The sequence below is a fragment of the Streptomyces sp. NPDC004542 genome (assembly GCF_040610035.1).
GTDB lineage: Bacteria > Actinomycetota > Actinomycetes > Streptomycetales > Streptomycetaceae > Streptomyces.
Window position 1 is genome coordinate 1 of record NZ_JBEXLP010000107.1, and the last position, 23313, is coordinate 23313.

A 23313-nucleotide genomic window follows, 5' to 3' on the forward strand; every position below is an offset into this window, starting at 1 on the left:
CGAGAATTCATCAGAACCGGCTCATCCCCCCCCGCCGCGGGCTCCGCCGGCCGCCTATGCACAATTAAACCCCTCACCCGGGGCGGGGGCCCCGCCCCGGGGCGCCCCCGGCGGCCGGTGTGGCCGTCCGAGGGGACGGACGGCGGTGTCAGGCGGCGCGATCGCGCTCCCAGAGGTAGAAGCGGTGCGCCATCGCGTCCTTCGGCGAGCGCCAGGTCTGAGGGTCGTAGGCGCTGACGTACGCCGACAGCCGCTCGCTGATGCCCCGGAACTCCGGGTGCCCGGTCACCTTGGCGATGGCCGGGCCGGGGTCCTGCTCGGACTCGACGAGGTGCAGGTACACATCGCCGAACTGGAAGAGGCTGCGCCGGGCCACGCCGACGAGGTGCGGCAGTTCCCCCCGGTCCGAGTCCTCGAAGATCTCCGCGATGCCGGCGGCCGATCCGGGGGCCATCCGGGCCACGATCAGGGCTTGGTGCACGGTGTCTCTCCGTCCGGCTTCAGTCGGTCAGGCCCGGCTGGGCCCCCTGCTCGGCGGCGGCCTTCTCGATCCGGTCACGGATCAGGGCCATCTGGACCTTGGAGTTCTTGTTGATGTTGTCGGTCATCCAGTCGTCGTCGACCGGCGCCTGAGGCTTCATCGCGAAGTCCTGGGTCCAGATCATCCGGGTGCCGCCCGGAACCTCCTCGTAGCGCCACCGGATGTCCATGTGCGCGAAGGGCCCGGTCTCCACCCGGCGGGCCTTGACGGTGAGGGCCGCGCGGTCGGTCTCCCGCTCCGAGACCCAGCTCCACACGGTGCCGTTCTCGTCGGGGTGCATCGTCAGCCGGAAGGTGGTTCTGTTCCCCTCCTGGGACAGGATGTCGGCGGAGGCGTACTCGCTGAACAGCTGCGGCCAGTTCGCCACGTCGTTGGTCATGTCCCACACCAGGTCCACCGGTGCGGCGATGGTGATCTCGTTCTCCGTGTGTCCGGCCATGTCAGGCTCCTGCCAGAAGGGTGCTGTTGACGAGGTCGAGGAACTGCCGGGGTGTCCTGCAGCGCTCCGCGTCGGGAGGCATCGGCGTGCCGTGCCGGTTCTCCAGCTCGCCCACGATGCCGAGCAGGCCGAGCGAGTCGATGCCGAACTCGCCGAAGGCGGTGTCGCGCCGGTCCGTCAGCTCCTGCGGGCTGACGGTGATCCCGGCCGCCTTCTTCATGAGTTCGGACAGTTCTTCGACAGTGATCTGGGCACTCATGTCGTTCCTCTCTCTCCTTGCTGGGTTCCGCTCCGGCGACCTCGCTACGAGGCGTCGGCGGCGCCGTGCCGCAGCACGAGCGCCGAGTTCGACCCCATGAGGCCCCGGCTGAGCACCAGCGCCGTGCGCAGCTCCGCGGCGCGGGCGCGGCCGGTCACGAGGTCGAGGTCGAGGCAGACGTCGAAGACGTTCGGGGTGGGCGGGACCAGGCCGTGCTCCATGGCGAGCACCGCCGCCGCGGTGTCCAGCACGGGCGCCGCGCAGTAGCCCCGCCCGGTGCCCGTCTTCGGCGCCGTGACCGGCACCCGCCTGCCGTGGGCGCCGAGGGCGTCGGCGATGGCCAGCGCCTCGGCCCGGTCCGCGGCCGGCACCCCGAGGGCGTCGGCGAAGACCACGTCGACCTCCTCCGGGGCGCAGCCGGCCTCGTCCAGGGCCCCGCGGATCGCCGCGGTGAGTCCCTCCCGGGACGCCTCCCACCGTGAGGCGCCGGTGAAGGTCGCCGCGTGCCCGGCGAGAGTGGCCCGCACCGGCACCCCCCGCTCCCAGGCCGAGGCCACCTCCTCCACGACCAGCATCGCGCCGCCCTCCGCGGGCACGAACCCACAGGCCCGGCCGGTGAACGGCCGGTAGGCCTCGGCCGGATCGCCGACGGTGCTCAGCTCCTGGTAACCGAGCTGGCAGACCATCGAGTACGGCGCCAGCGGCGCCTCGGTCGAACCGGCCACGATCACCTCGGTGCCGCGCCGCACGGCCCGTGCTGCGTGGGCGAGGGCGTCCAGACCGCCTGCCTCGTCGGCGGCGACCACCGAGCAGGGCCCCTTGAAGCCGCGGCGGATGGAGATCTGGCCGGTGCTGGCGGCGTAGAACCAGGCGATCGACTGGTACGGGCCGACGAACCGGCTGCCCTTGCCCCACAGCCGCTGCAGCTCACGCTGGCCGAACTCACCGCCGCCGGAACCGGCCGCGGTGACCACGCCCACCGAGAACGGCATGTCACCGGTGTCGGCCGGGCCGAGGCGGGCGTCCTCCAGCGCCAGGTCCGCCGCGGCCATCGCGAAGTGCGTGAACCGGTCGGTCTGGACGAGGAACCGCTCCTCGACCGCGCCCGCCGGCTCGAAGTCGCGGACCTCGCCGGCCACCCGCAGCGGCAGGTGCTCACAGCCCTCGCGGCTGACCCGGTCCAGGACGCTCACGCCCTCCTGGGTGGACTTCCAGAAGGCATCCACGGTGGTTCCGTTGGGCGCGACCACACCGATTCCGGTGACGGCCGCACGCCGGGGATACGGTTCGCTCATGGTGTCCTCTCCCCGGTCCGGGTCAGGATCACCGCGGACTGGAAGCCGCCGAACCCACTGCCCACGGACAGGACGCTGTTCAGCTTCCGTTCGCGGGCGACGCGCGGGACGTAGTCCAGGTCGCACTCGGGGTCGGGGGTCTCGTAGTTCGCGGTGGGCGGTACCACCTGGTGGGCCAGGGCCAGCACGCAGGCCACGACCTCGATCGCCCCGATCGCGCCGAGGGAGTGACCCACCATCGACTTGATGGAGCTCATCGGGGTGTCGTAGGCGTGCCGGCCCAGGGCCCGCTTCACCGCGGCCGTCTCGTGCCGGTCGTTCTGCCGGGTGCCCGAGCCGTGCGCGTTGACGTAGTCGATCGCGGTGCCGTCGAGTCTGGCGTGGTCCAGGGCGGCCTCGATCGCCCGGGCCATCTCCAGACCCTCGCTGGTCAGACCGGTCATGTGGTAGGCGTTGCCGAAGGTGGCGTAGCCGCCGAGCTCGCAGTACACGTGGGCACCGCGGGCCCGGGCGTGCTCCAGCTCCTCCAGGACGAGCACCGCGCCGCCCTCGCCCATGACGAACCCGTCACGGTCGTTGTCGAAGGGACGGGACGCGTGGGCGGGGTCGTCGTTGTTGGGGGAGGTCGCCTTGATCGCGTCGAAGCACGCCATGGTGATCGGCGATATCGGTGAGTCGGAGGCGCCGGCTATGCAGATGTCGGCCCGGCCCTCTTCGACGGTGTGGAAGGCGTATCCGACCGCGTCGAGACCCGAGGTGCAGCCCGTGGAGACGGTCTGCACCGGACCGCACGCCCCGAACCGCTCCGCGACCGCCGAGGCGAGCGTGCTCGGCGAGAACGCCCGGTGCAGATGCGGCTGCGCCTCCCGGTGGTCCACGTCCCAGCGCTCGCCGCGGTGGCTGACCAGGACGTAGTCGTGCTCCAGCCGGGTGGTGCCACCGACGGCGGTCCCCAGCGACACCCCGACCCGCCAGGGGTTCTCCCGGGCGAGGTCGAGGCCGGAGTCGCGGACGGCTTCGGCGCCCGCGACCAGGGCGAACTGGATGTACCGGTCCGCCCGCGCGGTCTGCTCCTCGTCCAGTCCGTGGGCCGCCGGGTCGAAGTCGCACTCGGCGGCGATCCGCGAACGCAGTCCGGCCGGGTCGAAGAACGTGATGCCCCGGGTCGCGGTACGGCCGTCGGCGAGCAGGTCCCAGAAGGCCGGAACACCGATGCCGCCGGGCGCCACGATGCCTATGCCGGTGACCGCCACCCGCCTGGTCATGACCGGCTCCCGCCCACGTCGGCCCCCTCGGCGGCGACCGCGACGGGCTCGGTCTCCTCCGTGTCGACGTGGCCGAGCTGCGGGCGCGGGGCCAGCGGGCCGAGGTGGAAGACGATCCGGGCCTCCACGTCGCCGACGTTGCGGAAGCGGTGGCGCATGTGGGCGGGGATCATCAGCCCCTGCTCGGGCCGCAGCGGGTGGGGCTCACCGTCCAGGTCCACCTCCAGCCGCCCGCAGACGACGTAGACGAACTCCTCGGAGTACGGGTGGTAGTGCTCGGCGATGCGGTCGCCGGGCTGCACGATGGCCACGCCCATGAAACCGCTGGTGGAGCCGACCGTGGCGGGGGTGAGCATGGCGCGCAGGTCGCCGCCGCGCCTGACGTTCGGCTCGATCTCGCTGAGGTCCACGATCTTGGGACGGGGTTTGATCACGACGTTCCTCCGATGCTGTGCTGCGTCGACGTGCGGGGTGTGGCCGTCGCGGGCCGTGTGCTGCCGGTCAGACCTCGGGGGACCGGCGGTCGGTGATGAGGGCCATGCGGGCGGACTCCAGCAGACGCGCGGGGTCACCGCTCTTCGCGCCCGCCTCGAGAAGCGTCGTGAGCTCGGCCGCCTGCGACGGCTCGGGCAGGCCGAGGACGACGACCGGGTCGGCCGCCTCGATGGACCCCCGCATGTCGACCAGCCGCACCACGACGTCGTCGCGCTCGAAGACGGTGCTGCGCAGGATCGGGCTGCGGGTGTCCTTCGCCGCCACCGCGTCCTGCTGGGCGAGGACCTCGGCCAGCCGCATGCCGCGTCCCTCCCGGGCCGGGTAGTACAGGGCGTGCCGCTCCGCCTCGGGGACGTCCTTGGCGTGTGTCACGTGGTGGACGGCGGGCAGGGCCGCGCGGGTGAAGAACACCCGGGCGGACTCCGGGTCGTCCAGGTCCCGGTCCTGCTCCAGATAGGGGTTGATGGCCTCCTCGACGGCCCGCACCTCGGGCTGCCGGGCGACGTGGCGCAGTGCCGTGAGCAGGTCGCCGCGCACCTCGATGGCCCGTACGACCCGGTTGCCGTGCATGAACAGGGAGGTGCGGCACAGCCGGGTGGCGTCGTCGACCTGCGGCTCGGGGGAGGCGTAGCCGGCGAGGATCCGGGCGACCTTCTCCTCGCTGCCCGGCTTGACCGTGAAGGTGAGCGCGTGGCGGACCACGCCGTCACCGATCCGGGGGGCCGCCTGGAGCCGGCGCTTGCCGGCCGCTGCGTCCGCCGCCGGGCCACCGGTCTCGCGGACGATGTGGAAGCGCAGCGACCGGGTGTCCCGGACGCAGCTGTGCAGCGGCTGCACCATCCGGACGTGCTCCTCGCTGTTCACCCAGGACAGGAAGGGCGGGGCGCTCTCCCACTCACTCGTGATGAGCCACTGGGAGGGGTTCTCGATCGACTGGCACAGCTGGTCGCTGACGTGACCGGGCACGGAGGCGACCTGGCTGCACAGTTGGTCGTACGCGTCCAGGAACTGCTGCTGGGCTCCGTCGTAGACGTCCATCAGCAGGACGACCCGGAGCCTGGAGCCGTCGAACACGGACTGGGAGACATGGTGCGGCACCTGTCGCGCCGACAGTTCTGAAACGCGTTCGGTCGTGGTGGTCATCCTGCGCGCATCTCCTTCGCGGGCCCCTGCGCCTGTCGCCAGGGGCAGCCGGTGGGCGGAACGGGACGGCGGCCGTCGTGCCGCGCAAGGAAGCACGCCGGTCGCCTGGACACGATCGTGCGCCGTGCCGTGCCACACCACGAACGCAGCGGGGTAAGTGGGTGAAGGGTGCTCCGTCCGGGTTCGTCCGGTCGGCCGGTTCGGGGCGGCACGACGGCCGGCACGACGGCCCGCCCCGTCAGGAGTCGGCGGCGAGACGGTCGGCCTGCTCCGCGGCCTCGCGGGCGTCCCGCTCGTCCCGCGCCAGCGCTTCGGCGGCCGACTCGTGCTGCCGCTCCGCGCGCTGCCGCTCGCGCTCCGACCGCCGGAGCGTCTCGCGGGCCCGGTCCCATTGCCGCTCGGCGGTGGTGAGTTGCTCCAGCGCCTCGGTGTGACGGTCCTGGGCCCGCCTCAGGCGCGCCTCCGACTCCGACTGTTCCGTGCGCTTCTCGCGCAGCCTCCGTACGGCCCGGTCAGCTGCCGCGCGGGCGCGGTCGAGCTGTTGCCGCCGTCGCAGCGGGCGCCGCTCGGCGATCTCGTCCCGCACCTCGGGCGGCGCGGGCGGCCGTCGCCGGGGGCAGACTCGAGCCGGTACTCGCGTACCGGCGCCCCGAGGGGGAAAGATGAGACGCCGAGCGGAACATCACCACCGAAGCGGAGGAACGCACCCATGCCGCACGAGCGAGCGGGCACGCCGGCCGGTCCCGAGGATCTTGTCGACGTGGCCCGGCTGGTCACCGCGTACTACGCGCTGCACCCGGACCCGGCCGAGCCCGGGCAGCGGGTGGCGTTCGGTACGTCAGGACACCGCGGATCGTCGACGGCGAGCGCGTTCAACGAGGACCACATCGCCGCCACCAGCCAGGCCATCTGCGAGTACCGGGCGGAGAGGGGCACCGACGGGCCGCTCTTCCTGGGCGCCGACACCCACGCGCTGTCGGAGCCCGCGAGGGTGACCGCGCTGGAGGTCTTCGCCGCCAACGGCGTGACGGTGCTGATCGACAGCGCCGACGGGTACACGCCCACCCCGGCGGTCTCGCACGCCATCCTCACCCACAACCGGGGCCGCACCTGCGGTCTCGCGGACGGGGTCGTGGTCACGCCCTCGCACAACCCGCCCGCCGACGGCGGATTCAAGTACAACCCGCCGAGCGGCGGACCGGCGGCCTCGGACGCGACGGCGTGGATCCAGGACCGGGCCAACCAGATCATCACGGGCGGCCTGAAGGACGTACGGCGGATCTCCTGTGCCAAGGCGCTCGCCGCGGACACGACCGGCCGGTACGACTTCCTGGGCACGTACGTCACCGACCTGCCCACCGTCCTCGACCTGGACGCGATCCGGGCGGCCGGTGTGCGCATCGGCGCGGACCCGCTGGGCGGGGCGTCCGTCGCCTACTGGGGCCGGATCGCCGAGCAGCACGGTCTCGACCTGACGGTGGTCAACCCGCACACCGACCCCACCTGGCGGTTCATGACGCTGGACTGGGACGGCCAGATCCGCATGGACTGCTCGTCGCCCTACGCGATGGCCTCCCTGATCGCCGGGCGAGACCGCTTCGACATCGCCACCGGCAACGACGCCGACGCCGACCGGCACGGCATCGTCACCCCGGACGCGGGCCTGATGAACCCCAACCACTACCTCGCGGTCGCCATCGCCTACCTCTACCGGCACCGTGAGCAGTGGCCCGCCGGCACCGGAATCGGCAAGACGCTGGTGTCCTCCTCGATGATCGACCGCGTCGCCGCCGACCTCGGGCGCGAACTGGCCGAGGTGCCCGTCGGGTTCAAGTGGTTCGTGGACGGACTGCTCGGCGGCACCCTCGGCTTCGGTGGCGAGGAGTCGGCCGGCGCGTCCTTCCTGCGCCGGGACGGCTCGGTGTGGACCACGGACAAGGACGGCATCATCCTGGCCCTCCTGGCCTCCGAGATCACCGCTGTCACCGGGAAGACACCCTCGGAGCACTACGCCGGACTGGCCGCCCGCTTCGGCGAACCGGCGTACGCCCGCATCGACGCCCCCGCCTCCCGCGAGGAGAAGGCCCTGCTGGCCAAGCTGTCCCCGGCTCAGGTCACCGCCGAGACCCTGGCCGGGGAACCGGTCACCGCCGTGCTCACCGAGGCGCCGGGCAACGGCGCCGCCATCGGCGGCATCAAGGTGACCACCGAGCACGCCTGGTTCGCGGCCCGGCCCTCCGGCACGGAGGACGTCTACAAGGTGTACGCCGAGTCGTTCCTCGGCCCCGACCACCTCGCCCGGGTGCAGGAGGAGGCGAAGACCGTGGTGCTGGCGGCGCTCGGCGGCTGAGGCCGCGAACGAGGCCGGTTCACGCCGGGCGGGCCGGTCCTGTTTGCCGCGGACGGGACCGGCAAGGCGATGTCCATGACTGAATCGAACAACGACACGAAGCGAGACACCGGCTCCCAGCGGGCCACGGCGGCCAAGGCCCGGCGGACCGCCGCCGACGCGACGGCTCCCGTCTCCCAGGGCGCGAAGAAGGCCACCGCGAAGACGGATGACGTGACGTCAGCGGCCGAGGACGGCACCGCGCGCGCCGCCGGCACGGTGGCCGAGACGGCGTCCGGGGCCGTGCACGCCGGGGCCGAGAAGCTCGAGGCGGGCCGCCGGGTGGTCGTCGCGGCCTCCGGTCAGGTGGCGGCCACGGCCCGGACGGCCTGGACGGTGATCGCCCAGCGCAAGCTCGTCGCGGTGGCGGTGGGCACCGGCCTGACGGCCGTGAGCGCCGCCTCGTACGCGGTGGGCCGCCGTGCCGGGCGCCCCGCGCAGGGCCCCCTCACCCGTCTCACCGGCGGGCGGATCTGACACCCGCGGGCCGGCCTCGGCCGGCCCCCGGGGCGGCTCAAACCACCAACTAAGCGGATCGGACGCCCTCCGGGCGGGTGAAGAACACCGAGCCCGCCCCCGTCTCGCGGGGCATGCATGAGAATCACGGCCGTATCCGGCCGAGTCGGTGCATACGACGCGCTGGAGGCGAGTGATGAAGGAAAGAGCCGATTCCGCCGAGCCCGGCACTCACCGGGTCCCCGTCCTCATCGTCGGCGGTTCCCTGGTCGGCCTGTCGACCTCGGTGTTCCTGGGCCGGCTGGGGGTGCCGCACACGCTGGTGGAACGCCATGCCGGCACATCCATCCACCCCCGTGGACGCGGCAACAACGTACGGACGATGGAGCTGTTCCGGGTGGCCGGCGTCGAGGCCGGGATCCGGCAGGCCGCGGCCACGCTGGCCGGCAACCACGGCATCCTGCAGACGCCCACCCTGGTCGGCGACGCGGGCGAATGGCTGTTCAAGGAGATCGACCCGGGCGGCGGCCTCGCCCGCTTCAGCCCCAGCTCCTGGTGTCTGTGCAGCCAGAACGACCTGGAACCGGTGCTCCTCGAGCACGCCGTCCGCCTCGGCGGCGACCTGCGGTACCACACCGAGATGATGTCGTTCGACGCCGATCCCGCCGGCGTCACCGCGGTGGTCAAGAGCCGCGACACCGGCGAGCACACCACCGTCCGCGCCGACTACCTCGTCGCCGCCGACGGCCCCCGCAGCCCCGTCCGGGAGCAGCTCGGCATCGGGCACAGCGGGCCCGGCGACCTGTTCCACAACATCAGCATGACCTTCCGCTCCCGCCGCCTCGCCGACGTCGTGGGGGAGCGCCGGTTCATCGTCTGCTACCTCACCACCCCGGGTGCCGACGGGGCGCTGCTGCCGGTGGACAACCGGGAGAACTGGGTCTTCCACGCCCCCTGGCACCCCGAACACGGCGAAACGCTGGAGGAGTTCACCGACGAACGGTGCATCGACCACATCCGCCGCGCGGTCGGCGACATGGACCTCGACGTGGAGATCACCGGCCGGGCGCCCTGGCACGCCGCCCAGCGCGTCGCCCGCGGTTACCGGTCGGGGCGCGTCTTCCTGGCCGGCGATTCGGCGCACGAGATGTCCCCCACCGGCGCGTTCGGCTCCAACACCGGCATCCAGGACGCGCACAACCTCGCGTGGAAGCTGGCCGCGGTGCTCGGCGGCTGGGCGGGGGAGGGGCTGCTGGACAGCTACGACGCCGAGCGCCGCCCCGTGGCGGAGGCGACCAGCGCCCGTGCCGCGAACCGCTCGGTCGAGCACAGCCACCCCGGCTTCGCCCCGGCCCCCGGCATGGGCGGCGGCGGCCCGCAGCGCGGCATCCTCAACGTCGCCCTGGGCTACCGCTACCCGCAGGGCGCCGTCGTCGACGCCGACCCGACCACCCCCGTCGTCCCCGAGGGGCTGCGCCTGACCGGTGAACCGGGCAGCAGGGCCCCGCACCTGTGGGTACGGCGGGGCTCGGAGCGGATCTCCACCCTCGACCTGTACGAGCGCGGCCTGGTCCTGCTCAGTGACGCGGGCGCGGGGGGCGGGGCGGGCGGCTGGCACGAGGCCGCCACTCGCCTCGCCGAAGAGATGCCGGTCCCGCTGACCTCGTACCGCGTGGGCACCGGACCCGGCGCCGAGCTGGCCCCCGAGGACGACGCGAACTGGTCGGAGCTGCACGGCACGACACCCGGGGGCGCCGTTCTCGTACGCCCCGACGGGTTCGTGGCCTGGCGCGCGCCCGGCCCGGCCGAGGACCCCGCGGCGGTCCTCGCGGACGTCCTGACCACGGTCCTGGCCCGGAACCGGAAGCCCGGGACCCAGGAGTGAGGCCCTAGGAGCTCAGCCGTACCGGCAGCTCGAACAGGTCGTTCTGCGTCAGCACCGGCTTGTTGCGCAGCTCCGACGCGGGCACGGCCAGGTCGAGTCCGGGGAAGCGGGCGTACAGGGCGGGCAGCGCCACCTGGGCCTCCAGCCGGGACAGGGCCGCGCCCGGGCAGACGTGCGGGCCGTGACCGAAGGCGATGTGACGGTTCCTCGACTCGCGGGTGATGTCGAAGTCACCCGCGGTCGGCCCGTGCGCCTTCTCGTCCCGGCCTATCGCGGCGTACGACACGATCAGCGCGTCGCCCGCCGGGATCACCCGGTCGCCGACCGGCACGTCCTCGGTCGCGAAGCGGATCAGGACGTGCGAGGTCGGCGTGGACCAGCGCAGGGTCTCCTCGACCACGGCCGACCAGTCCGCCTCGCCGGACAGCACGAGTGCGCGCTGGTCGGGATGGGTGGAGAGGTTGACGACGGCGTTGACGATCAGGGAGATCGTCGTCTCGTGGCCGGCGGCGACCATCAGCTGCAGGGTGGAGACGATCTCCTCGTCGGTGAGCCGGTCGCCGTCCTCGGTGGCGAGGACCAGCGCGCTGGTCAGGTCGTCGCCCGGCGCCGCCCGTTTGGCGGCCACCGACTCCGCCATGATCTGCGCCAGCTCCGTCAGGGTCGCGACGACCTCCTCGGGCGGGGTCTGCGTCGAGAAGAACTTCTCGAACAGCACCTTCAGCCGGGGCAGCCGGGTCTCCTCGAGGCCCATGAGGTCGGCGATGACGTACATGGGCAGCGGATAGGCGAAGTCCGCCTTGAGGTCGACGACGCCCCCGTCCCCCGCGGCCGCGGGGAGCCGGTCGAGCAGTTCCTCGGTGAGCTCGGTGATCCGCTCCCGCATCCGCTCCACCCGGCGCGGGGTGAGCGCCTGCGCGACCAGTGCGCGCATCCGGCGGTGGTCCGCCCCGTCCACGGTCAGCATGGAACGGCCCGGGTTCGCCAGGCCGATCAGCGGCCAGTCCGCCGGGATCTCCCCGCGCTGCCAGGCGCCCCAGACGTTGATGTCCTTCACCAGACGCGGATCGGTGAGTAACGCCTTGGCCTCGGCGTGGTGGGTGACGGCCCAGACGGGGACGCCGCCCGGCAGTTCGACCGCGGCGAGCGGGCCGGCCGCGCGCAGCGCCGCGCTCTCGCCGTCCAGGTCGGTGACGAGCGGGTCGAGCGCGATCCGGGATACTTCGGTACCGGTCGTCATCGTGACATGCCTCCCAGGGCGGGGCGGGATCAGAGGGCGGGGACGGGCGTGAAACGCACGGGCAGCTCGGTCAGACCTCGCAGCCAGGGCGAGGGCCGACGGGTGAGGGATGCGGCGGGCACCGCCAGATCGATGTCCGGCAGCCGGTCCAGGACGACCTCGATGCCGGTCCGCGCGATCACCTCGGCGACCTCCTGCGCGGGGAACGGGCAGCGGTGCTCGCCGTGGCCGAAGGAGAAGTGCGCGTTGTTGCCGCCGGTCAGGGCCGAGCCGTCGGTGCGGACCTGCGGGTCGGAGTTGGCGCCCTGCAGGCCGAGCAGCAGCAGGTCGCCGGCCCGGATGCGGCGGCCGCCGAGATGGGTGTCGCGGGAGGCCCAGCGGCCGGCGATGTTCTGGCTCGGCGTGTCCTCCCACAGCACCTCGTTCATGGCCTCGGCGACGCTGTTGCGGCCGCCGAAGAGGGAGGCGGCGAAGCGGTCGTCGGTGAGCATCAGCCTCAGGGAGTTGCCGATCCAGTCGGCGGTCGGCTGGTGCCCGGCCGCCATCATCACCATCAGGTCCTGGGCGATCTCCTCGTCGCTGAAGCCGCTGTCGTCGGCGAGCATCCGGGAGACCACGTCGTCGGCCGGTGCCGCCCGGCGGTCGGCGAGCAGCTGCGCCATCGAGCCGGCCAGATGGGTCTGGCCCGCGATGGCCCGCTCCCTGCCGTCGATCATGTCGTTGAGGGCGGTGACGAGGCTCGGACCCTCCTCGTCGGAGAAGCCGTACAGCCGGGCCAGCACGCGCACCGGCAGCAGCATCGCGTACTGGCCGATCAGGTCGGCCGTGCCCACGGTGCACACGACGTCGACGAGTTCGTCGGCGAACCGCTCGGCGTGGCCGCGCAGGGCGGACGGGTCCACCGCCTCCAGGGCGTTGCTGATCATCGCGGCGCGCTGCCGGTGGCGCTCGCCGACGGTGTAGAGGATCGACGGCTGCTTGCGGCCGATCATCGGCAGCAGCGGCCAGTCCGCGGGGATCATGTCCCACTGGTTCCACAGGTCGGAGTCGCGGCTGAACAGCACCGGGTCGCCGGTGACCTGGTGCAGTTCGCGGTAGCCGAGCACCAGCCAGGCGGGCACGTCGCCGTCCAGCAGCACCGGGGCGACGGCGCCGTGTTCGCGCCGTATCTCCCGGTACAGACGGGCGGGCTCGGTCTGGAACCGCGGGCCGCTGAGCGGGACGGCGTCGGGGGTCACACGAACTCCTGTCGGGGCAGGGCCGCCGGGGCGGACCGGCCGGTGTAGTGCTGCTTGATGTGCTGGACCAGGGTGATGAGCACCTGCTTGCTCGACTCGCGGGAGCGGGCGTCGCAGTCGACCAGGGGCACGTCCGGGTCCAGGTCGAGGGCCTCGCGGACCGCGCCCGGCGCGTGCGCGGGCCCGCCGAAGTCGTTGCAGGCCACGATGAACGGCGTGCCGTGGTGCTCGAGCCGGTCGATGGCGTACCAGGAGTCGCCGATCCGCCGGGTGTCGACGAGGACGACCGCGCCGAGCGTGCCGGAGAAGAGACGGTCCCACAGGAACCAGAACCGTTCCTGGCCGGGCGCCCCGAACAGGTACAGCACATTGCGCGCGTCCAGGGTGATCCGGCCGAAGTCGAAGGCGACGGTGGTGGCGGTCTTGCCGCGTACCTGCCGGATGTCGTCGACCGCCTCGCCCGCCTGGGTCATCGTCTCCTCGGTGTTGAGGGGACGGATCTCGCTGACCGAGCGGACCAGCGTGGTCTTGCCGACGCCGAAACCGCCCACGACCACGATCTTCAGACCGTTGTCGGCGGAGGCACCCAGCGGGGTGCGCGCGTCAGAGGTTACGGAGTCCAACGAGCACCTGCTCCAGGATGTCGGGGTCGTATACGGCCGCTCTTCGGGGGTGGCGGGCGCTGACACGGCCCGCCGCCAGGAGGTCGCTCAGCAGGACCTTGGTGATGCTCACGGGCAGCCGCAGTTCGGCGGCGATCTCCACCACGGAGGTCGGGGACTCGGCCAGGCGCAGGATCGCCGCGAGCTCCGACTGCATCCCGGGGACCGGCGCGGACTCGGCGACGACGAGCGTGACCAGGTCGAAGGGGTTGTCGGGACCGGACCGGCTGCGTCCACCGGTGATGGTGTAGAGGCGGTCGGGAGCGTCGTCCCGGCCCGGCCGGCTCATGAGGCGCGCGGCGGAGCGCTCAGGTGCTCGCCGAGCTGCTCCACCAGTTCGCTCATGTTGTGTCCCACCAGCCCGGGGTCCGCGTCCTCCGTGGTCACGACGGCGAGGTGGGCACCCTCGCCGGCCTCCACGATGAAGAGCACGCCCCCGTAGAACTCGGTCATCGCCGAGCGCACCCCTCCGCTGCCGTCGCCGAACTCCACGGACGCCCCGTGCGACAGCGACTGGATGCCGGCCGCGATGGCCGCGAGCTGGTCGGCCTGGTCGACGGTCAGCTCCGTGGTGCGGCACAGCTTCAGCCCGTCGCGGGAGAGCACGAGCGCGTGGCGTGCGCCGGGGGTGCGCTCCAGAAGACCCTCGATGAGCCAGGTGAGCTTCTCGTCGACGGTGGTCCTGCCGGTCATGAGGTGGTGTCGCCTTCCGGGTGGGCCTGCGGGTGGGAGGGGTTCGTGCGCGGCGGCGCGGTGTCGCCGGAGGCGGTGTGGTCCGGCACGGTGTGGTCCGAGACGTCCGGCACGGCGTGGTCCGGCACGGTGTGGTCCGCGGCCGGTGCGCGTACGGCCCGGCGGAAGCTGCTGAAGCGGGCGGCGCGCACCTTGGCGTCGTCGACGGCCGGGGTACGGCCCGGCCCGGCGGCGGCCGGGGAGGTGCGGACCGGCTCGCCGGTGCCGGCCGTGGACCGCGCCCGCTCGGCGGCGGCGAGGGTGCGGCCCCGGCGCCGCTTGGGCAGGATCACGGACAGGTCGGCCTGATCGGCCGGGTCGTCCCCGTCGTCGTCCGCGGCCCGGTGGACCGGGGCCGGGTCCGGCACGGGCACCTCGGCGGCCGGGGCCGGGGCGTCCGGCTCGGCGGGGCGCGTCCGCCCGGTGGCGGGTGACGCGACGGAGGCCGGCGGTTCGACCGGGTGCGGGCCGGTCAGGATCTCCTGCGGGATCATCATCAGTACGCCCGTGCCGCCGCGCGCGGACGGCCGGAAGGACACCCGCAGGCCGTGCTTGCGGGCCAGCCGGCCCACCACGGCGAGTCCCAGCCGGGTGCCGGTCAGACCGCCCAGCTCGGAGCTGTCACCGGCCACCGCCTGTTCGGCGCGGCGCAGCTGGACGTCACCCATCAGCAGTCCGCTGTCCTCGACGGACACGATGACGCCGGCCGGCACCTCCTCCACGTACACGTGGACCTCGGCCGTCGGGGGCGAGAAGTTGGCGGCGTTGTCGAGCAGCTCGGCCAGCGCGTGCATCACGCCCTCGGCCGCGTGACCGGCGACGGCCTGGTCGCTGACCGAGTGGACCCGCACCCGCCGGTAGCCGCTGATCCGGCCCATCGCCCCGCGCAGGATCGATTCCATCGCGATCGGCCGCGCCCAGCGCCGACCGGTGCGCGCGCCGGTGAGGACGGCGATCGAGTCGGCGAGCCGGCCGGCCTGCGCGGTGCGGTGGTCGAGCTGGAGGAGGTCGGCGAGAACCTCCTCGTCGCTGTGGCGGTCCTCCATCGCGCGCAGGTCGGCGAGGGTGGCGGTGGCCAGCGCCTGCATACGGCCGGCCGCGCTGGACGTCGCGGCGATCGCCGCCGCCCGCTCCCGGGTGGCGCGCTCGAGCTCCGCGGCGAGGCGGGTGTTCTCCCGGTCGAGGCGGTCGAGCTCCTGCGCGGCCTCCGTCTCGAGCCGGGTCAGCTCCTGGTCGAAGGAAGCGGTCAACTCGGCTCGCTGCTCGGCCAGTTCGTCGATCAGGCGCTGCTGCTCCTGCCGGGACTCCTCGGTCGCCCGGGCCTGCTGCTGCAGGAGCCGGCCGAGGTCCTGGGTCACGGTCTCCAGCCTGCGGCGGGCGCCGCGCTCGCCCCGCACGGCGTGGACGGCGGACGCCACCGCCGCGCACAGCACCAGTGCCGCGGCACTCGCCCCCCACGCGAGGGGGGTGCGGACCGACGGCGGCGCCAGGTCGACCGCGGTGACGATGACCAGCGCGGACAGGGTGCCGGTCAGCGCCAGTGCGGGGGCGATCGTGCGGAGGACGGGGCGTTCGCCGTCAGGCGTGGGCGCGGTCATCAAGTGGTCCTAGGGCAGCTGCCGACGTGATGGTCGGCAGATGTGAGTGAGTGGTGACGCTTGGTGCGCAACCGGGCGTCACTATACGAGAGTTCTTGATCTGATTGGAAAGGTTCTGCAGCCATTGCACAAAACAAATGGGTACTCGCCGGTATGACATGACGACAGGGCACAGGAGCGAGCCAGTGGAACCGGGCACCCGGACGGACGACGGAAGCGACCCCAGGCGCTGGAAGGCCCTGGCGGTCACGCTGGTCGCCGGATTCATGAGCCTGCTGGACGTCACGATCGTCGCGGTCGCGCTGCCCTCCATGCAGCGGGACCTGCACGCCTCGGCGCCGGCCATCCAGTGGGTGGTCTCCGGCTACGCCCTGACCTTCGCCCTGGTCCTGGTGACCGCGGGACGGATCGGGGACACGATCGGCCGGCGCCGCGTCTTCCTGCTGGCGCTCGGCGCGTTCGTCGGGTGCAGCGCCGCGGCGGGCGCGGCCCCCACGATCGGCCTGCTCGTCGCGGCCCGGCTGGCCCAGGGCGTCGCCGCGGGCTGTCTCGCCCCGCAGAACTCCGCCCTCATCCAGCAGATGTTCCGCGGAGCCGACCGCGGCAAGGCCTTCGGCCTCTTCGGGGCGACCGTGGGCATCTCCAGCGCCGTGGGCCCCGTCGCCGGCGGGCTGATCCTCCAGCTGGCGGACGGACCCCAGGGCTGGCGCTGGATCTTCTACGTGAACGTACCCGTCGGCGCCCTCGCGCTCTTCCTCGCCCTCCGGCTGCTGCCGCCAGTGGCCCCGGGCCGGCGCGAGCGGCTCGACCTGGGCGGCGTGCTGCTGCTGGGCTGCGGAGTCCTGGCGCTGATGCTGCCCCTGGTACTGGCGGAGTCGGGCGGGGTACGGCGCCTGTGGTGGCTGTTCCTCCTCGGACTCGGCATCCTGGCCGCGTTCGCCCGGTGGGAACGCCGGGTCGCGGTGCGTGACGGCCGGCCGCTGCTCGAACCGCGGCTGGTGACCGGGACCCGCGGGTACGCCATCGGCGCCGCCATCGCCACGCTGTACTTCGTCGGCTTCAGCGGGGTGTGGCTGGTGTTCGCCCTGTTCTTCCAGAACGGCGAGGGGTACAGCCCGCTGCGCTCCGGGCTCGCGGTGACACCGTTCGCCATCGGCTCGGCCCTGGCCGCGGCGATCGCCGGCCGCCTGGTGGAACGGTTCGGCCGGCTGCTCACCGTGTACGGGCTGGCCGCCGTCGCCCTGGGCCTGGGGGCGACGGCGCTCGTCCTGCGCCTCGTGCCCGGCGGCGGCTCGGTGTGGCTCGCCCTTCCCGCCCTGTTCCTCGGCGGCGTGGGCAGCGGGTGCGTGATCTCCCCCAACGTGACGATGACCCTGCGGGAGGTCCCGGTACGGATGGCGGGAGCCGCCGGCGGGGCGCTCCAGACGGGACAGCGTCTGGGCGGGGCGGTCGGTACGGCGGCGCTGCCCGGGCTGTTCTACGTGGTGCTCGGCACCCACCCCCATGACTACCGCACCGCCGTCGCCCTCGCCGTCGGCTGTGGCGTCCTGCCCGTGCTGTGCGCACTGGGTCTGGCGGTCCACGACTGGCTGCGCGACCGCAGGCAGGCCTCGCGATCCTGCTCGCCCGAGGTGCCGCACAGCCATACCCACGCCGGCCAGGGCTGACGTCATCCGTACGGAGCCTTCTGCTGCCGATGGGCCGTCGTACGGCGGTACATGGCGTGCGACGAGGCACGCGAGCCGGTCGGATGATGACTGTGCGACCACTCATGGCCCTTCATCCCCAGCGCGCCCGTCTGTTCGCCGCCGCCGTCCCGGCCGCTCTGCTGGCGCTGCTCCTCCCCTCGTTCACCGTGCCCGCCTCCGCCCTCGACAACGACACCTCCCCGGCCCGCGGCTCCGCCTACATGGGCATGGGAGTCCTGGCCCACGACGGCTCGAGCCCCGCTCCGGGCGGCCCGCGCGCCGGCCAGACCGAAGGCGTCGACGTCGCCAGCTACCAGGGCGACGTCGCCTGGTCGACGCTGTGGAACAGCGGCGTGAGATGGGCCTACACCAAGGCCACCGAGGGCACCTACTACACCAACCCCTACTTCTCCGGTCAGTACACCGGTGCGCACGGCGTCGGCATGGTCCGCGGCTCCTACCACTTCGCCACGCCCGACACCACGGGTGGCGCCGCCCAGGCCGACTACTTCGTCGACCACGGTGGCGGCTGGAGCAAGGACGGCGTCACCCTGCCCGGTGTGCTCGACATCGAATGGAACCCCTACGGCGGTGACTGCTACGGCAAGACACCGAGCGCGATGGTGACCTGGATCCGGGACTTCCTGAACCGGTACAAGTCCCGCACCGGCCGCGCCGCCGTGATCTACACCGCCACCAGCTGGTGGAAGACCTGTACGGGCAACTACGCGGGCTTCGCCGCGGCCAACCCGCTCTGGATCGCCCGGTACGCCTCGACGGTGGGCGACCTGCCGGCCGGCTGGTCCGCGTACACCATGTGGCAGTACACCTCGACCGGACCGACGGTGGGGGACCACGACAGGTTCAACGGCTCCACGGACAAACTGCGGGAGTTCGCCACCGGGTGATGTGACGTCCCGCCGACGTCGCTGTCAGCGCCCGCCGGACGGCGGCCCCGCGCCGCTCAGGCCGTAGCGGCCACGCCTCGCCGGACCCGGACGCGCGCCCTTCGCGCACCCGAACCCATGCCGGTGACGGTGTGTACGAGATCCGGGGGCGGCTCGGTGAGGGGACCGCGGGCGTCGGGAGATGCCCGGCGGACATGTCGTCAGGGCTGCGTCCGTTCTATCCGCGGTGCGCGGGGGAGCAGTGGTTCCCCTCCCGTCCGGTCCCGGCCCCGGCCACTGCCGTGGCGGCGCGGACGAGCGCCGCCACGGCGGTCGAGCGGGACTGCTGCGGCCAGGCGATGGCCAGGACCACGGGCGGCGCGTCCGCGACCGGCCGGTAGACGACGCCCGGGCGCGGGTAGCGCGCGGCGACCGAAGCGGGCAGCAGCGGGGTGAGGTCGCTCAGACCGACGAGCGTGAGCAACTGGGCCAGGTCACGGCCCGCGCCGCGCGTCTCTTCGACGAACCGGTGCACATCGCCCGGTCGCAGTCCGAGGTCGGCGAGGACCAGACGGTCCCGGGCGGCGAGCGGGTGCCCGGCGGCCAGGGCCACGACGCGCGGTTCGGCGGCCAGCGTCTCGGCATCCAGACCGGTGCGGTCGAAGGGCTCGAACACCAGGGCGGCGTCGGCCTCCCCGCGGCGCAGCAGCTGCGGCTGCTCCTGCCAGCCGCTCAGCCGGACGGCGACCGGTACGGCCGCGGGCTCGGCCGCGAAGCGCGCCAGCACCGGCTCCAGCAGCCCCCCGTCCCCGTCGGCCTTGACGGCCAGGACCAGCTTCGGCTCCGGGGCGGCCGCGCGCCGGGCCCGGCGGCCGGCGGCCTCCAGGGCGTCCAGGGCGATCCTCGCCTCCGTGAGGAGTACCGTTCCGGCCGGGGTCAGCGCCACCCGGTGGGTGGTCCGCTCGAGGAGGGTGACGCCCAGCTCCGTCTCCAGCCTGCGGATCGCGCGGGACAGCGGCGGCGGGGACATGCCCAGCCGCCCGGCGGCCCGGGCGAAGTTGAGTTCCTCGGCGACGGCGACGAAGTAGCGCAGCAGGCGAGAATCCACGCCTCTCCCTACAGGGTTTCTCTGCGGTCGGTATGACCGTCAGGGTAACAAGCGGGAGCGGATCGGTCCTTCCGTTCGCGCGGGTGAGGCAGCAGGCTCGATGTCATCCGGAACAGCCCGGTATCCAGCCTGACGTGGAGTTGTTCATGATCGTCGTCACCACCCCCACCGGTCAGATCGGCCGGCAGGTCCTCGACCGTCTCCTCGACGCCCCGGACGGCGCACCCGGGCTCAGGGTGATCGCCCGCGACCCCGCCCGCCTCTCCCCGCGGGTACGCGAGCACGTCGAGGTGGTGCCCGGATCGCATGCCGATCCGGCCGTGCTGAAGGAGGCCTGCGCCGGCGCCGGCCGACTGTTCTGGCTGGTGCCTCCGACCCCCTCGGCCGACAGCGTCGAGGGACACTTCCATGCCTTCACCGAGCCGCTGCGCGAGGTGATCGCGCACCAGAGCATCGAGCGGGTCGTCGCCGTCTCGACCCTGGGCCGGTCGGTGGCGAGGAACGCCGGGCAGATCTCGGCGTCGCTCGCCATGGACGAGGCGATCGCCGCCACGGGCGTGCACTACCGGGCCCTGTGCCCGCCGTTCCTGATGGAGAACCTGCTGGGCCAGACCGAGCCGATCCGTACCGCGGGCGTGTTCTCCCTGGCAGCGGCCGGAGACCGGGTACTGCGCACCTGTGCCACCCGGGACATCGCGGCCACGGCGGCCCGGCTGCTGCTCGACGGCTCCTGGACCGGGCAGGACGACGTCCCGCTGGTCGGGCCCGACGACCTGACCCCCGAGGGCATGGCACGGGTCGTCTCCGAGGTGCTGGACCGCCCGGTGCGCTTCCAGCCCGTCAGCAGCGCGGAGTACAGGGCGACGCTGCTGCGCCGCGGGGCCAGCGAGGGCTGGGCGCAGGGGGCGGCCGACATGGTGGACGCGCTGCGTGAGCAGGGCTTCTACGGCGCCGGTCAGCCCAGTACCCCCGAGACCGCGCCCACCGGCTTCCGCCAGTGGTGCGCGGACGTACTCCTTTTGGCGGTGATGGCCCCCGGCTCCGAGGGGTAGGCGGTGTGACATCCGAGGAAAGGATCGTCATGACCACGTACCTGATCACCGTTCCCGGCACCTTCACCGGCGGGATCGATGAGGACGAGCGAGCACGGCTGAGCCGGGCACTGCGGCCGGCCGATCCGCACACCACTCGGACGGGCAGCACCGAGGACCTGGACGCCCTCACCGTCAACGACGACAACACCTTCACCATCCGTCTGTCCGTGGAGGCGGACAGCCAAGCCCACGCCGAGGAGGACGCCCGCGACCTCGCGGACTCCGCGCTGCGCGACGCCGGCCTCGACCCGGACAGCGCGCCCCTGGGGCCCGCGGCGGTCACCGGCATCGACTCCGACATCGGCTGACCCGCCGTTCGGCCGCCGCCTCGACGCGGGCGGCGACCTGTCCGCCTCGTCACCGAGGAGCAGAGCCGCGCCCGGCCGCCGGCCCGCGTGAACCGTGCCGTCCGCCGCGGCGCCCGGTGGGCCGGGCCGTCGTTATGGATGCCTCTGTCGGGTTCGCACTCCTTGCCCGTACACTGTCAACCCGCAGACATGCGGGCACAGTTGTATGGGGGGAGCCACCATGTCCGGGAATCCGTACGGCCCGTATCCGCAGTTCGCCGTGCCGCCCATGCCGTCGAGCCCGCCGCCGGCGCCGCCGGACCGTCTGCGGGCGGCCGCGGTCGCGCTGCTCAACCTCAGCGGCCTCGGCCTCGGGTACGCGCTGATCCGAAGATGGACGCAGACGGCCGCGTGCTGCGTGGCGACCGTCGTCCTGCTGCTGGTGGCACTGCCCGCCGACGCCGACGGTGTCCCGGCGGCGGCGCTCGCCGGCTACGCCGTGGTCCTGCTGCTGGCGGCGGTGCACGGGGCGGTCGCCGGGCTGCGCACCCGGCTGTCCTGGCCGGGGAGCGCGCCCCTGGCGCTGCTGCTCGGTGTGCTCCTCCTCGCCGTGCCGGCCGGTGCCGCCGTCGGGTACGGCGACGCGCGCGAGGAAGCCGTGGAACAGTCGCTCCTCGACCGCCTGGAGCGGGCCGACCGCCTGGTGACGGCGGGCAGCGGGCACACGTTCGCCGCGGCCAGGTCCGACTACGGGACCGCCCTGGACGTCTACCGGGACCTCGCGGTCGACCACTCGGGCTCCCGCGCGGCCGGGCAGGTGCCCGGCCGGATGAAGACCTACTACCAGACGGTCGGCGCCGCGTACGGACACCAGGACTACTGCGAGGCGATCGAACCGCTGAAGTACCTGCGCACGGTACCCCGCACCATGCCGAAGGAGCACCTGGGCCCGCTGACGCGATGGCCCGACGACCGGCTGGCCACCTCCCTGTACGAGTGCGGCTCGAGCAGCCTGGCCGGGGGCGAGGCGGACTGGGTCACCATGTTCGGCGACCTCCTGGACACGTTCCCGCGGTCCGGGCCGGCGGGCAAGGTCGTACCCGCCGTCGACGCGGCGGTGAAGAAGGCGGAGAAGGCCGTCGGCGGTTCGGATCCCTGCGCGGCCGTCGAGCGGCTGCGCGGTCTGGAGAGCCGGATCACCGACCTGTCGGGAACGGCCACGCAGGTGGCCGACGGCCTGGACAAGGCCGCCGGCCGGGCCGGCCGGAGCGGTGACGCGGGGGAGTACGCCTGCGGGATCGACCAGTACAAGGACGGCGACTTCGACGCGGCCCGGAAGACCATGGACGAGTACGTCGCCGGCCACAAGCGCGGCAAGAACCGGGACCGGGCCGAGAAGATATCCATCGCCGCCGAAATCGCCCGGACGATCCCGGCCGCCGGGAAGAAGCTCCCCACCACCGCCTCCGGCGGCAGCATCTCCGTCACGGTCAAGAACGACAGCCCTGACGACGTCACCGTCCTCTACACCGGCCCGGTCACCGGCAGTTTCACGCTCAAGGGGTGCGGCAGCTGCCGGGCCTACACCTTCGCCGACACCATCGGGATCGGGTTCAAGCCCTGCAGCGGCGGCAAGAACTATCCGCAGCGGACGATCAGCCTGCCGGCCGGCACCACGTACTTCGTGCACAAGCCGCACGGTGACAGCACCGCCACGCCCGCCAAGGACACGGCCGAGCTCCGCTCCGGCTACATCTACACGGAATGCGCCTACACGACGCAGACCCTGGCCAGCGGCTACTGAGGGCGGCCGGCCGATGCCGACGAGGGTCCAGGAGCCGTGGTGCACGGCGACGGCGGGGAGGTGCTGGCGAAGGCGCCCGACGCCTCCTTCGACCTCGTCGTCCTCGACGCCGAACGGCCCGCCTACGTGGCGTACTGGCCGCACCTGCGCCGGGTGCTCGCGCCGTACGGGCTCGTCGCGGTGGACAACGCGGTGAGCCACCGCGCGCAACTCGCCGCGTTCGACGAGCTGGTGCGGCGGGACGGGGCCTCCGTCGTGCAGGTGCACGGCGTGGGGGACGGTCTGTTCACGGCGGTCAGGCGCGCCTAAGGCGACAGGGGATTTGCCTAAAGGCTTTAGGCAACCGCATAATCGGCCCTGTCGAGCGAGAGGGAAGAGCCGTGGCGCGCGCAGGACTGAATCCGCGACGCCTGACCCTGGCGGGCGCGGAACTGGCCGACGAGGTCGGCTTCGACCAGGTGACCGTCTCCGCGCTCGCCCGGCGGTTCGACGTCAAGGTCGCGAGTCTGTACTCGCACGTGCGCAACTCCCATGACCTCAGGACCCGGATCGCCCTGCTCGCCCTGGAGGAGCTCGCCGACCGGGGCGCGGCCGCGCTGGCCGGACGGGCGGGCAAGGACGCGCTGACCGCCCTGGCGAACGTCTACCGCGACTACGCCCGCGAGCACCCGGGCCGGTACGCCGCCGCCGGGTTCCGGCTCGACCCGGCGGCGGCCGGCGTCGACCACCTCATCGGGGTCACCGACAAGGCGCAGACCACGGTCAGCCTCGACTTCGGCAAGATCAGCATCAACGACAGCCTGATGCT

25 protein-coding genes are annotated in these 23313 nt (G+C 73.0%); 10 read left to right on the plus strand and 15 right to left on the minus strand.

Annotation, left to right across the window (positions count from 1 at the left end; translation table 11 throughout):
• Positions 1-148: 148 nt before the first annotated feature.
• The 8 genes from ABZX30_RS33675 to ABZX30_RS33710 all read right to left on the minus strand — a co-directional run bounded on the left by ABZX30_RS33675 (position 149) and on the right by ABZX30_RS33710 (position 6023).
• Positions 149-481 (minus strand): TcmI family type II polyketide cyclase, encoded by a 333-nt coding sequence (locus tag ABZX30_RS33675; protein WP_355940838.1) that lies wholly within the window; start codon positions 479-481, stop codon positions 149-151.
• A 19-nt stretch (positions 482-500) separates the two neighbouring features.
• On the minus strand, positions 501-980 hold the full coding sequence (locus tag ABZX30_RS33680; protein ID WP_355940841.1) for an SRPBCC family protein: 480 nt from the start codon (positions 978-980) through the stop codon (positions 501-503).
• A 1-nt stretch (position 981) separates the two neighbouring features.
• On the minus strand, positions 982-1239 hold the full coding sequence (locus ABZX30_RS33685; RefSeq protein ID WP_355940843.1) for an acyl carrier protein: 258 nt from the start codon (positions 1237-1239) through the stop codon (positions 982-984).
• Between the two features lie 44 nt (positions 1240-1283).
• Positions 1284-2534, minus strand: coding sequence for a ketosynthase chain-length factor (locus tag ABZX30_RS33690; RefSeq protein WP_355940846.1), 1251 nt, complete (start codon positions 2532-2534; stop codon positions 1284-1286).
• Positions 2531-3799 carry a beta-ketoacyl-[acyl-carrier-protein] synthase family protein gene (locus ABZX30_RS33695; protein ID WP_355940849.1) on the minus strand — a complete coding sequence of 423 codons (1269 nt, stop codon included), beginning with the start codon at positions 3797-3799 and terminating at the stop codon, positions 2531-2533. Before ABZX30_RS33695 ends, ABZX30_RS33690 begins: the two co-directional genes overlap by 4 nt.
• Complete coding sequence (locus tag ABZX30_RS33700; RefSeq protein ID WP_355940851.1) at positions 3796-4233, minus strand: cupin domain-containing protein; 438 nt, start codon at positions 4231-4233, stop codon at positions 3796-3798. Before ABZX30_RS33700 ends, ABZX30_RS33695 begins: the two co-directional genes overlap by 4 nt.
• 67 nt (positions 4234-4300) lie before the next feature.
• Positions 4301-5437 (minus strand): SchA/CurD-like domain-containing protein, encoded by a 1137-nt coding sequence (locus ABZX30_RS33705; RefSeq protein WP_355940854.1) that lies wholly within the window; start codon positions 5435-5437, stop codon positions 4301-4303.
• A gap of 238 nt (positions 5438-5675) precedes the next feature.
• Entirely contained in the window at positions 5676-6023 is a 348-nt protein-coding gene (locus tag ABZX30_RS33710) for a hypothetical protein (RefSeq protein ID WP_355940857.1), read from the minus strand.
• A gap of 123 nt (positions 6024-6146) precedes the next feature.
• On the opposite strand from ABZX30_RS33710, the gene pgm reads away from it, so the two are divergent.
• The 3 genes from pgm (at position 6147) to ABZX30_RS33725 (ending at position 10167) form a co-directional block, all read left to right on the plus strand.
• Positions 6147-7787: a phosphoglucomutase (alpha-D-glucose-1,6-bisphosphate-dependent) gene (pgm, locus tag ABZX30_RS33715; RefSeq protein ID WP_355940860.1), complete on the plus strand. Its 1641-nt coding sequence runs from the start codon at positions 6147-6149 to the stop codon at positions 7785-7787.
• A gap of 75 nt (positions 7788-7862) precedes the next feature.
• Positions 7863-8303, plus strand: coding sequence for a hypothetical protein (locus tag ABZX30_RS33720; protein ID WP_355940864.1), 441 nt, complete (start codon positions 7863-7865; stop codon positions 8301-8303).
• A 175-nt stretch (positions 8304-8478) separates the two neighbouring features.
• Positions 8479-10167, plus strand: coding sequence for an FAD-dependent monooxygenase (locus tag ABZX30_RS33725; protein ID WP_355940867.1), 1689 nt, complete (start codon positions 8479-8481; stop codon positions 10165-10167).
• A 4-nt stretch (positions 10168-10171) separates the two neighbouring features.
• On the opposite strand, the gene ABZX30_RS33730 is transcribed toward ABZX30_RS33725, so the two are convergent.
• From ABZX30_RS33730 to ABZX30_RS33755, 6 genes are read right to left on the minus strand one after another with little or no spacing between them, the layout of a single operon-like run.
• A complete protein-coding gene (locus ABZX30_RS33730; protein WP_355940869.1) occupies positions 10172-11407 on the minus strand; it encodes a cytochrome P450 in 1236 nt (411 codons plus the stop codon).
• 29 nt (positions 11408-11436) lie between these two features.
• Positions 11437-12645 (minus strand): cytochrome P450, encoded by a 1209-nt coding sequence (locus ABZX30_RS33735; protein ID WP_355940872.1) that lies wholly within the window; start codon positions 12643-12645, stop codon positions 11437-11439.
• The gene (locus ABZX30_RS33740; RefSeq protein WP_355940902.1) at positions 12642-13235 is read right to left on the minus strand and encodes an ATP/GTP-binding protein; all 594 of its coding nucleotides are present in this window, start codon (positions 13233-13235) and stop codon (positions 12642-12644) included. Before ABZX30_RS33740 ends, ABZX30_RS33735 begins: the two co-directional genes overlap by 4 nt.
• A gap of 13 nt (positions 13236-13248) precedes the next feature.
• Positions 13249-13596 carry a DUF742 domain-containing protein gene (locus tag ABZX30_RS33745; protein ID WP_355940875.1) on the minus strand — a complete coding sequence of 116 codons (348 nt, stop codon included), beginning with the start codon at positions 13594-13596 and terminating at the stop codon, positions 13249-13251.
• A complete protein-coding gene (locus ABZX30_RS33750; protein ID WP_355940877.1) occupies positions 13593-14000 on the minus strand; it encodes a roadblock/LC7 domain-containing protein in 408 nt (135 codons plus the stop codon). Before ABZX30_RS33750 ends, ABZX30_RS33745 begins: the two co-directional genes overlap by 4 nt.
• Positions 13997-15637 carry an ATP-binding protein gene (locus tag ABZX30_RS33755; protein WP_355940880.1) on the minus strand — a complete coding sequence of 547 codons (1641 nt, stop codon included), beginning with the start codon at positions 15635-15637 and terminating at the stop codon, positions 13997-13999. The genes ABZX30_RS33750 and ABZX30_RS33755 overlap by 4 nt, the downstream gene beginning before the upstream one ends.
• Positions 15638-15822: 185 nt before the next feature.
• Here ABZX30_RS33755 and ABZX30_RS33760 point away from each other — a divergent pair, with 185 nt between their 5' ends.
• Together ABZX30_RS33760 and ABZX30_RS33765 are read left to right on the plus strand one after the other, a co-directional pair.
• Positions 15823-17304: an MFS transporter gene (locus ABZX30_RS33760; RefSeq protein WP_355940883.1), complete on the plus strand. Its 1482-nt coding sequence runs from the start codon at positions 15823-15825 to the stop codon at positions 17302-17304.
• A gap of 104 nt (positions 17305-17408) precedes the next feature.
• Positions 17409-18233 carry a lysozyme gene (locus tag ABZX30_RS33765; RefSeq protein ID WP_355940885.1) on the plus strand — a complete coding sequence of 275 codons (825 nt, stop codon included), beginning with the start codon at positions 17409-17411 and terminating at the stop codon, positions 18231-18233.
• A 217-nt stretch (positions 18234-18450) separates the two neighbouring features.
• Here ABZX30_RS33765 and ABZX30_RS33770 read toward each other — a convergent pair whose 3' ends face one another.
• On the minus strand, positions 18451-19320 hold the full coding sequence (locus ABZX30_RS33770; RefSeq protein WP_355940888.1) for a LysR family transcriptional regulator: 870 nt from the start codon (positions 19318-19320) through the stop codon (positions 18451-18453).
• Between the two features lie 146 nt (positions 19321-19466).
• Here ABZX30_RS33770 and ABZX30_RS33775 point away from each other — a divergent pair, with 146 nt between their 5' ends.
• From ABZX30_RS33775 to ABZX30_RS33795, 5 genes are all read left to right on the plus strand, one after another.
• The gene (locus ABZX30_RS33775; protein WP_355940905.1) at positions 19467-20372 is read left to right on the plus strand and encodes an NAD(P)H-binding protein; all 906 of its coding nucleotides are present in this window, start codon (positions 19467-19469) and stop codon (positions 20370-20372) included.
• Positions 20373-20401: 29 nt separating this feature from the next.
• Positions 20402-20722, plus strand: coding sequence for a hypothetical protein (locus ABZX30_RS33780; RefSeq protein ID WP_355940891.1), 321 nt, complete (start codon positions 20402-20404; stop codon positions 20720-20722).
• A gap of 220 nt (positions 20723-20942) precedes the next feature.
• Positions 20943-22505: a hypothetical protein gene (locus tag ABZX30_RS33785; protein ID WP_355940894.1), complete on the plus strand. Its 1563-nt coding sequence runs from the start codon at positions 20943-20945 to the stop codon at positions 22503-22505.
• 36 nt (positions 22506-22541) lie between these two features.
• A complete protein-coding gene (locus ABZX30_RS33790) occupies positions 22542-22814 on the plus strand; it encodes a hypothetical protein (protein ID WP_355940896.1) in 273 nt (90 codons plus the stop codon).
• 71 nt (positions 22815-22885) lie between these two features.
• A partial coding sequence (locus ABZX30_RS33795) for a TetR/AcrR family transcriptional regulator (protein WP_355940899.1) occupies positions 22886-23313 on the plus strand: 428 nt, incomplete at its 3' end.

Coding starts and splice junctions, on each gene's coding strand:
- ABZX30_RS33680 (WP_355940841.1), bottom strand. CDS start 980: ATGGCCGGACACACGGAGAACGAGATCACCATCGCCGCACCGGTGGAC.
- ABZX30_RS33685 (WP_355940843.1), bottom strand. CDS start 1,239: ATGAGTGCCCAGATCACTGTCGAAGAACTGTCCGAACTCATGAAGAAG.
- ABZX30_RS33690 (WP_355940846.1), bottom strand. CDS start 2,534: ATGAGCGAACCGTATCCCCGGCGTGCGGCCGTCACCGGAATCGGTGTG.
- ABZX30_RS33695 (WP_355940849.1), bottom strand. CDS start 3,799: ATGACCAGGCGGGTGGCGGTCACCGGCATAGGCATCGTGGCGCCCGGC.
- ABZX30_RS33705 (WP_355940854.1), bottom strand. CDS start 5,437: ATGACCACCACGACCGAACGCGTTTCAGAACTGTCGGCGCGACAGGTG.
- pgm (WP_355940860.1), top strand. CDS start 6,147: ATGCCGCACGAGCGAGCGGGCACGCCGGCCGGTCCCGAGGATCTTGTC.
- ABZX30_RS33720 (WP_355940864.1), top strand. CDS start 7,863: ATGACTGAATCGAACAACGACACGAAGCGAGACACCGGCTCCCAGCGG.
- ABZX30_RS33725 (WP_355940867.1), top strand. CDS start 8,479: ATGAAGGAAAGAGCCGATTCCGCCGAGCCCGGCACTCACCGGGTCCCC.
- ABZX30_RS33730 (WP_355940869.1), bottom strand. CDS start 11,407: ATGACGACCGGTACCGAAGTATCCCGGATCGCGCTCGACCCGCTCGTC.
- ABZX30_RS33745 (WP_355940875.1), bottom strand. CDS start 13,596: ATGAGCCGGCCGGGCCGGGACGACGCTCCCGACCGCCTCTACACCATC.
- ABZX30_RS33750 (WP_355940877.1), bottom strand. CDS start 14,000: ATGACCGGCAGGACCACCGTCGACGAGAAGCTCACCTGGCTCATCGAG.
- ABZX30_RS33755 (WP_355940880.1), bottom strand. CDS start 15,637: ATGACCGCGCCCACGCCTGACGGCGAACGCCCCGTCCTCCGCACGATC.
- ABZX30_RS33765 (WP_355940885.1), top strand. CDS start 17,409: ATGGCCCTTCATCCCCAGCGCGCCCGTCTGTTCGCCGCCGCCGTCCCG.
- ABZX30_RS33775 (WP_355940905.1), top strand. CDS start 19,467: ATGATCGTCGTCACCACCCCCACCGGTCAGATCGGCCGGCAGGTCCTC.
- ABZX30_RS33780 (WP_355940891.1), top strand. CDS start 20,402: ATGACCACGTACCTGATCACCGTTCCCGGCACCTTCACCGGCGGGATC.
- ABZX30_RS33785 (WP_355940894.1), top strand. CDS start 20,943: ATGTCCGGGAATCCGTACGGCCCGTATCCGCAGTTCGCCGTGCCGCCC.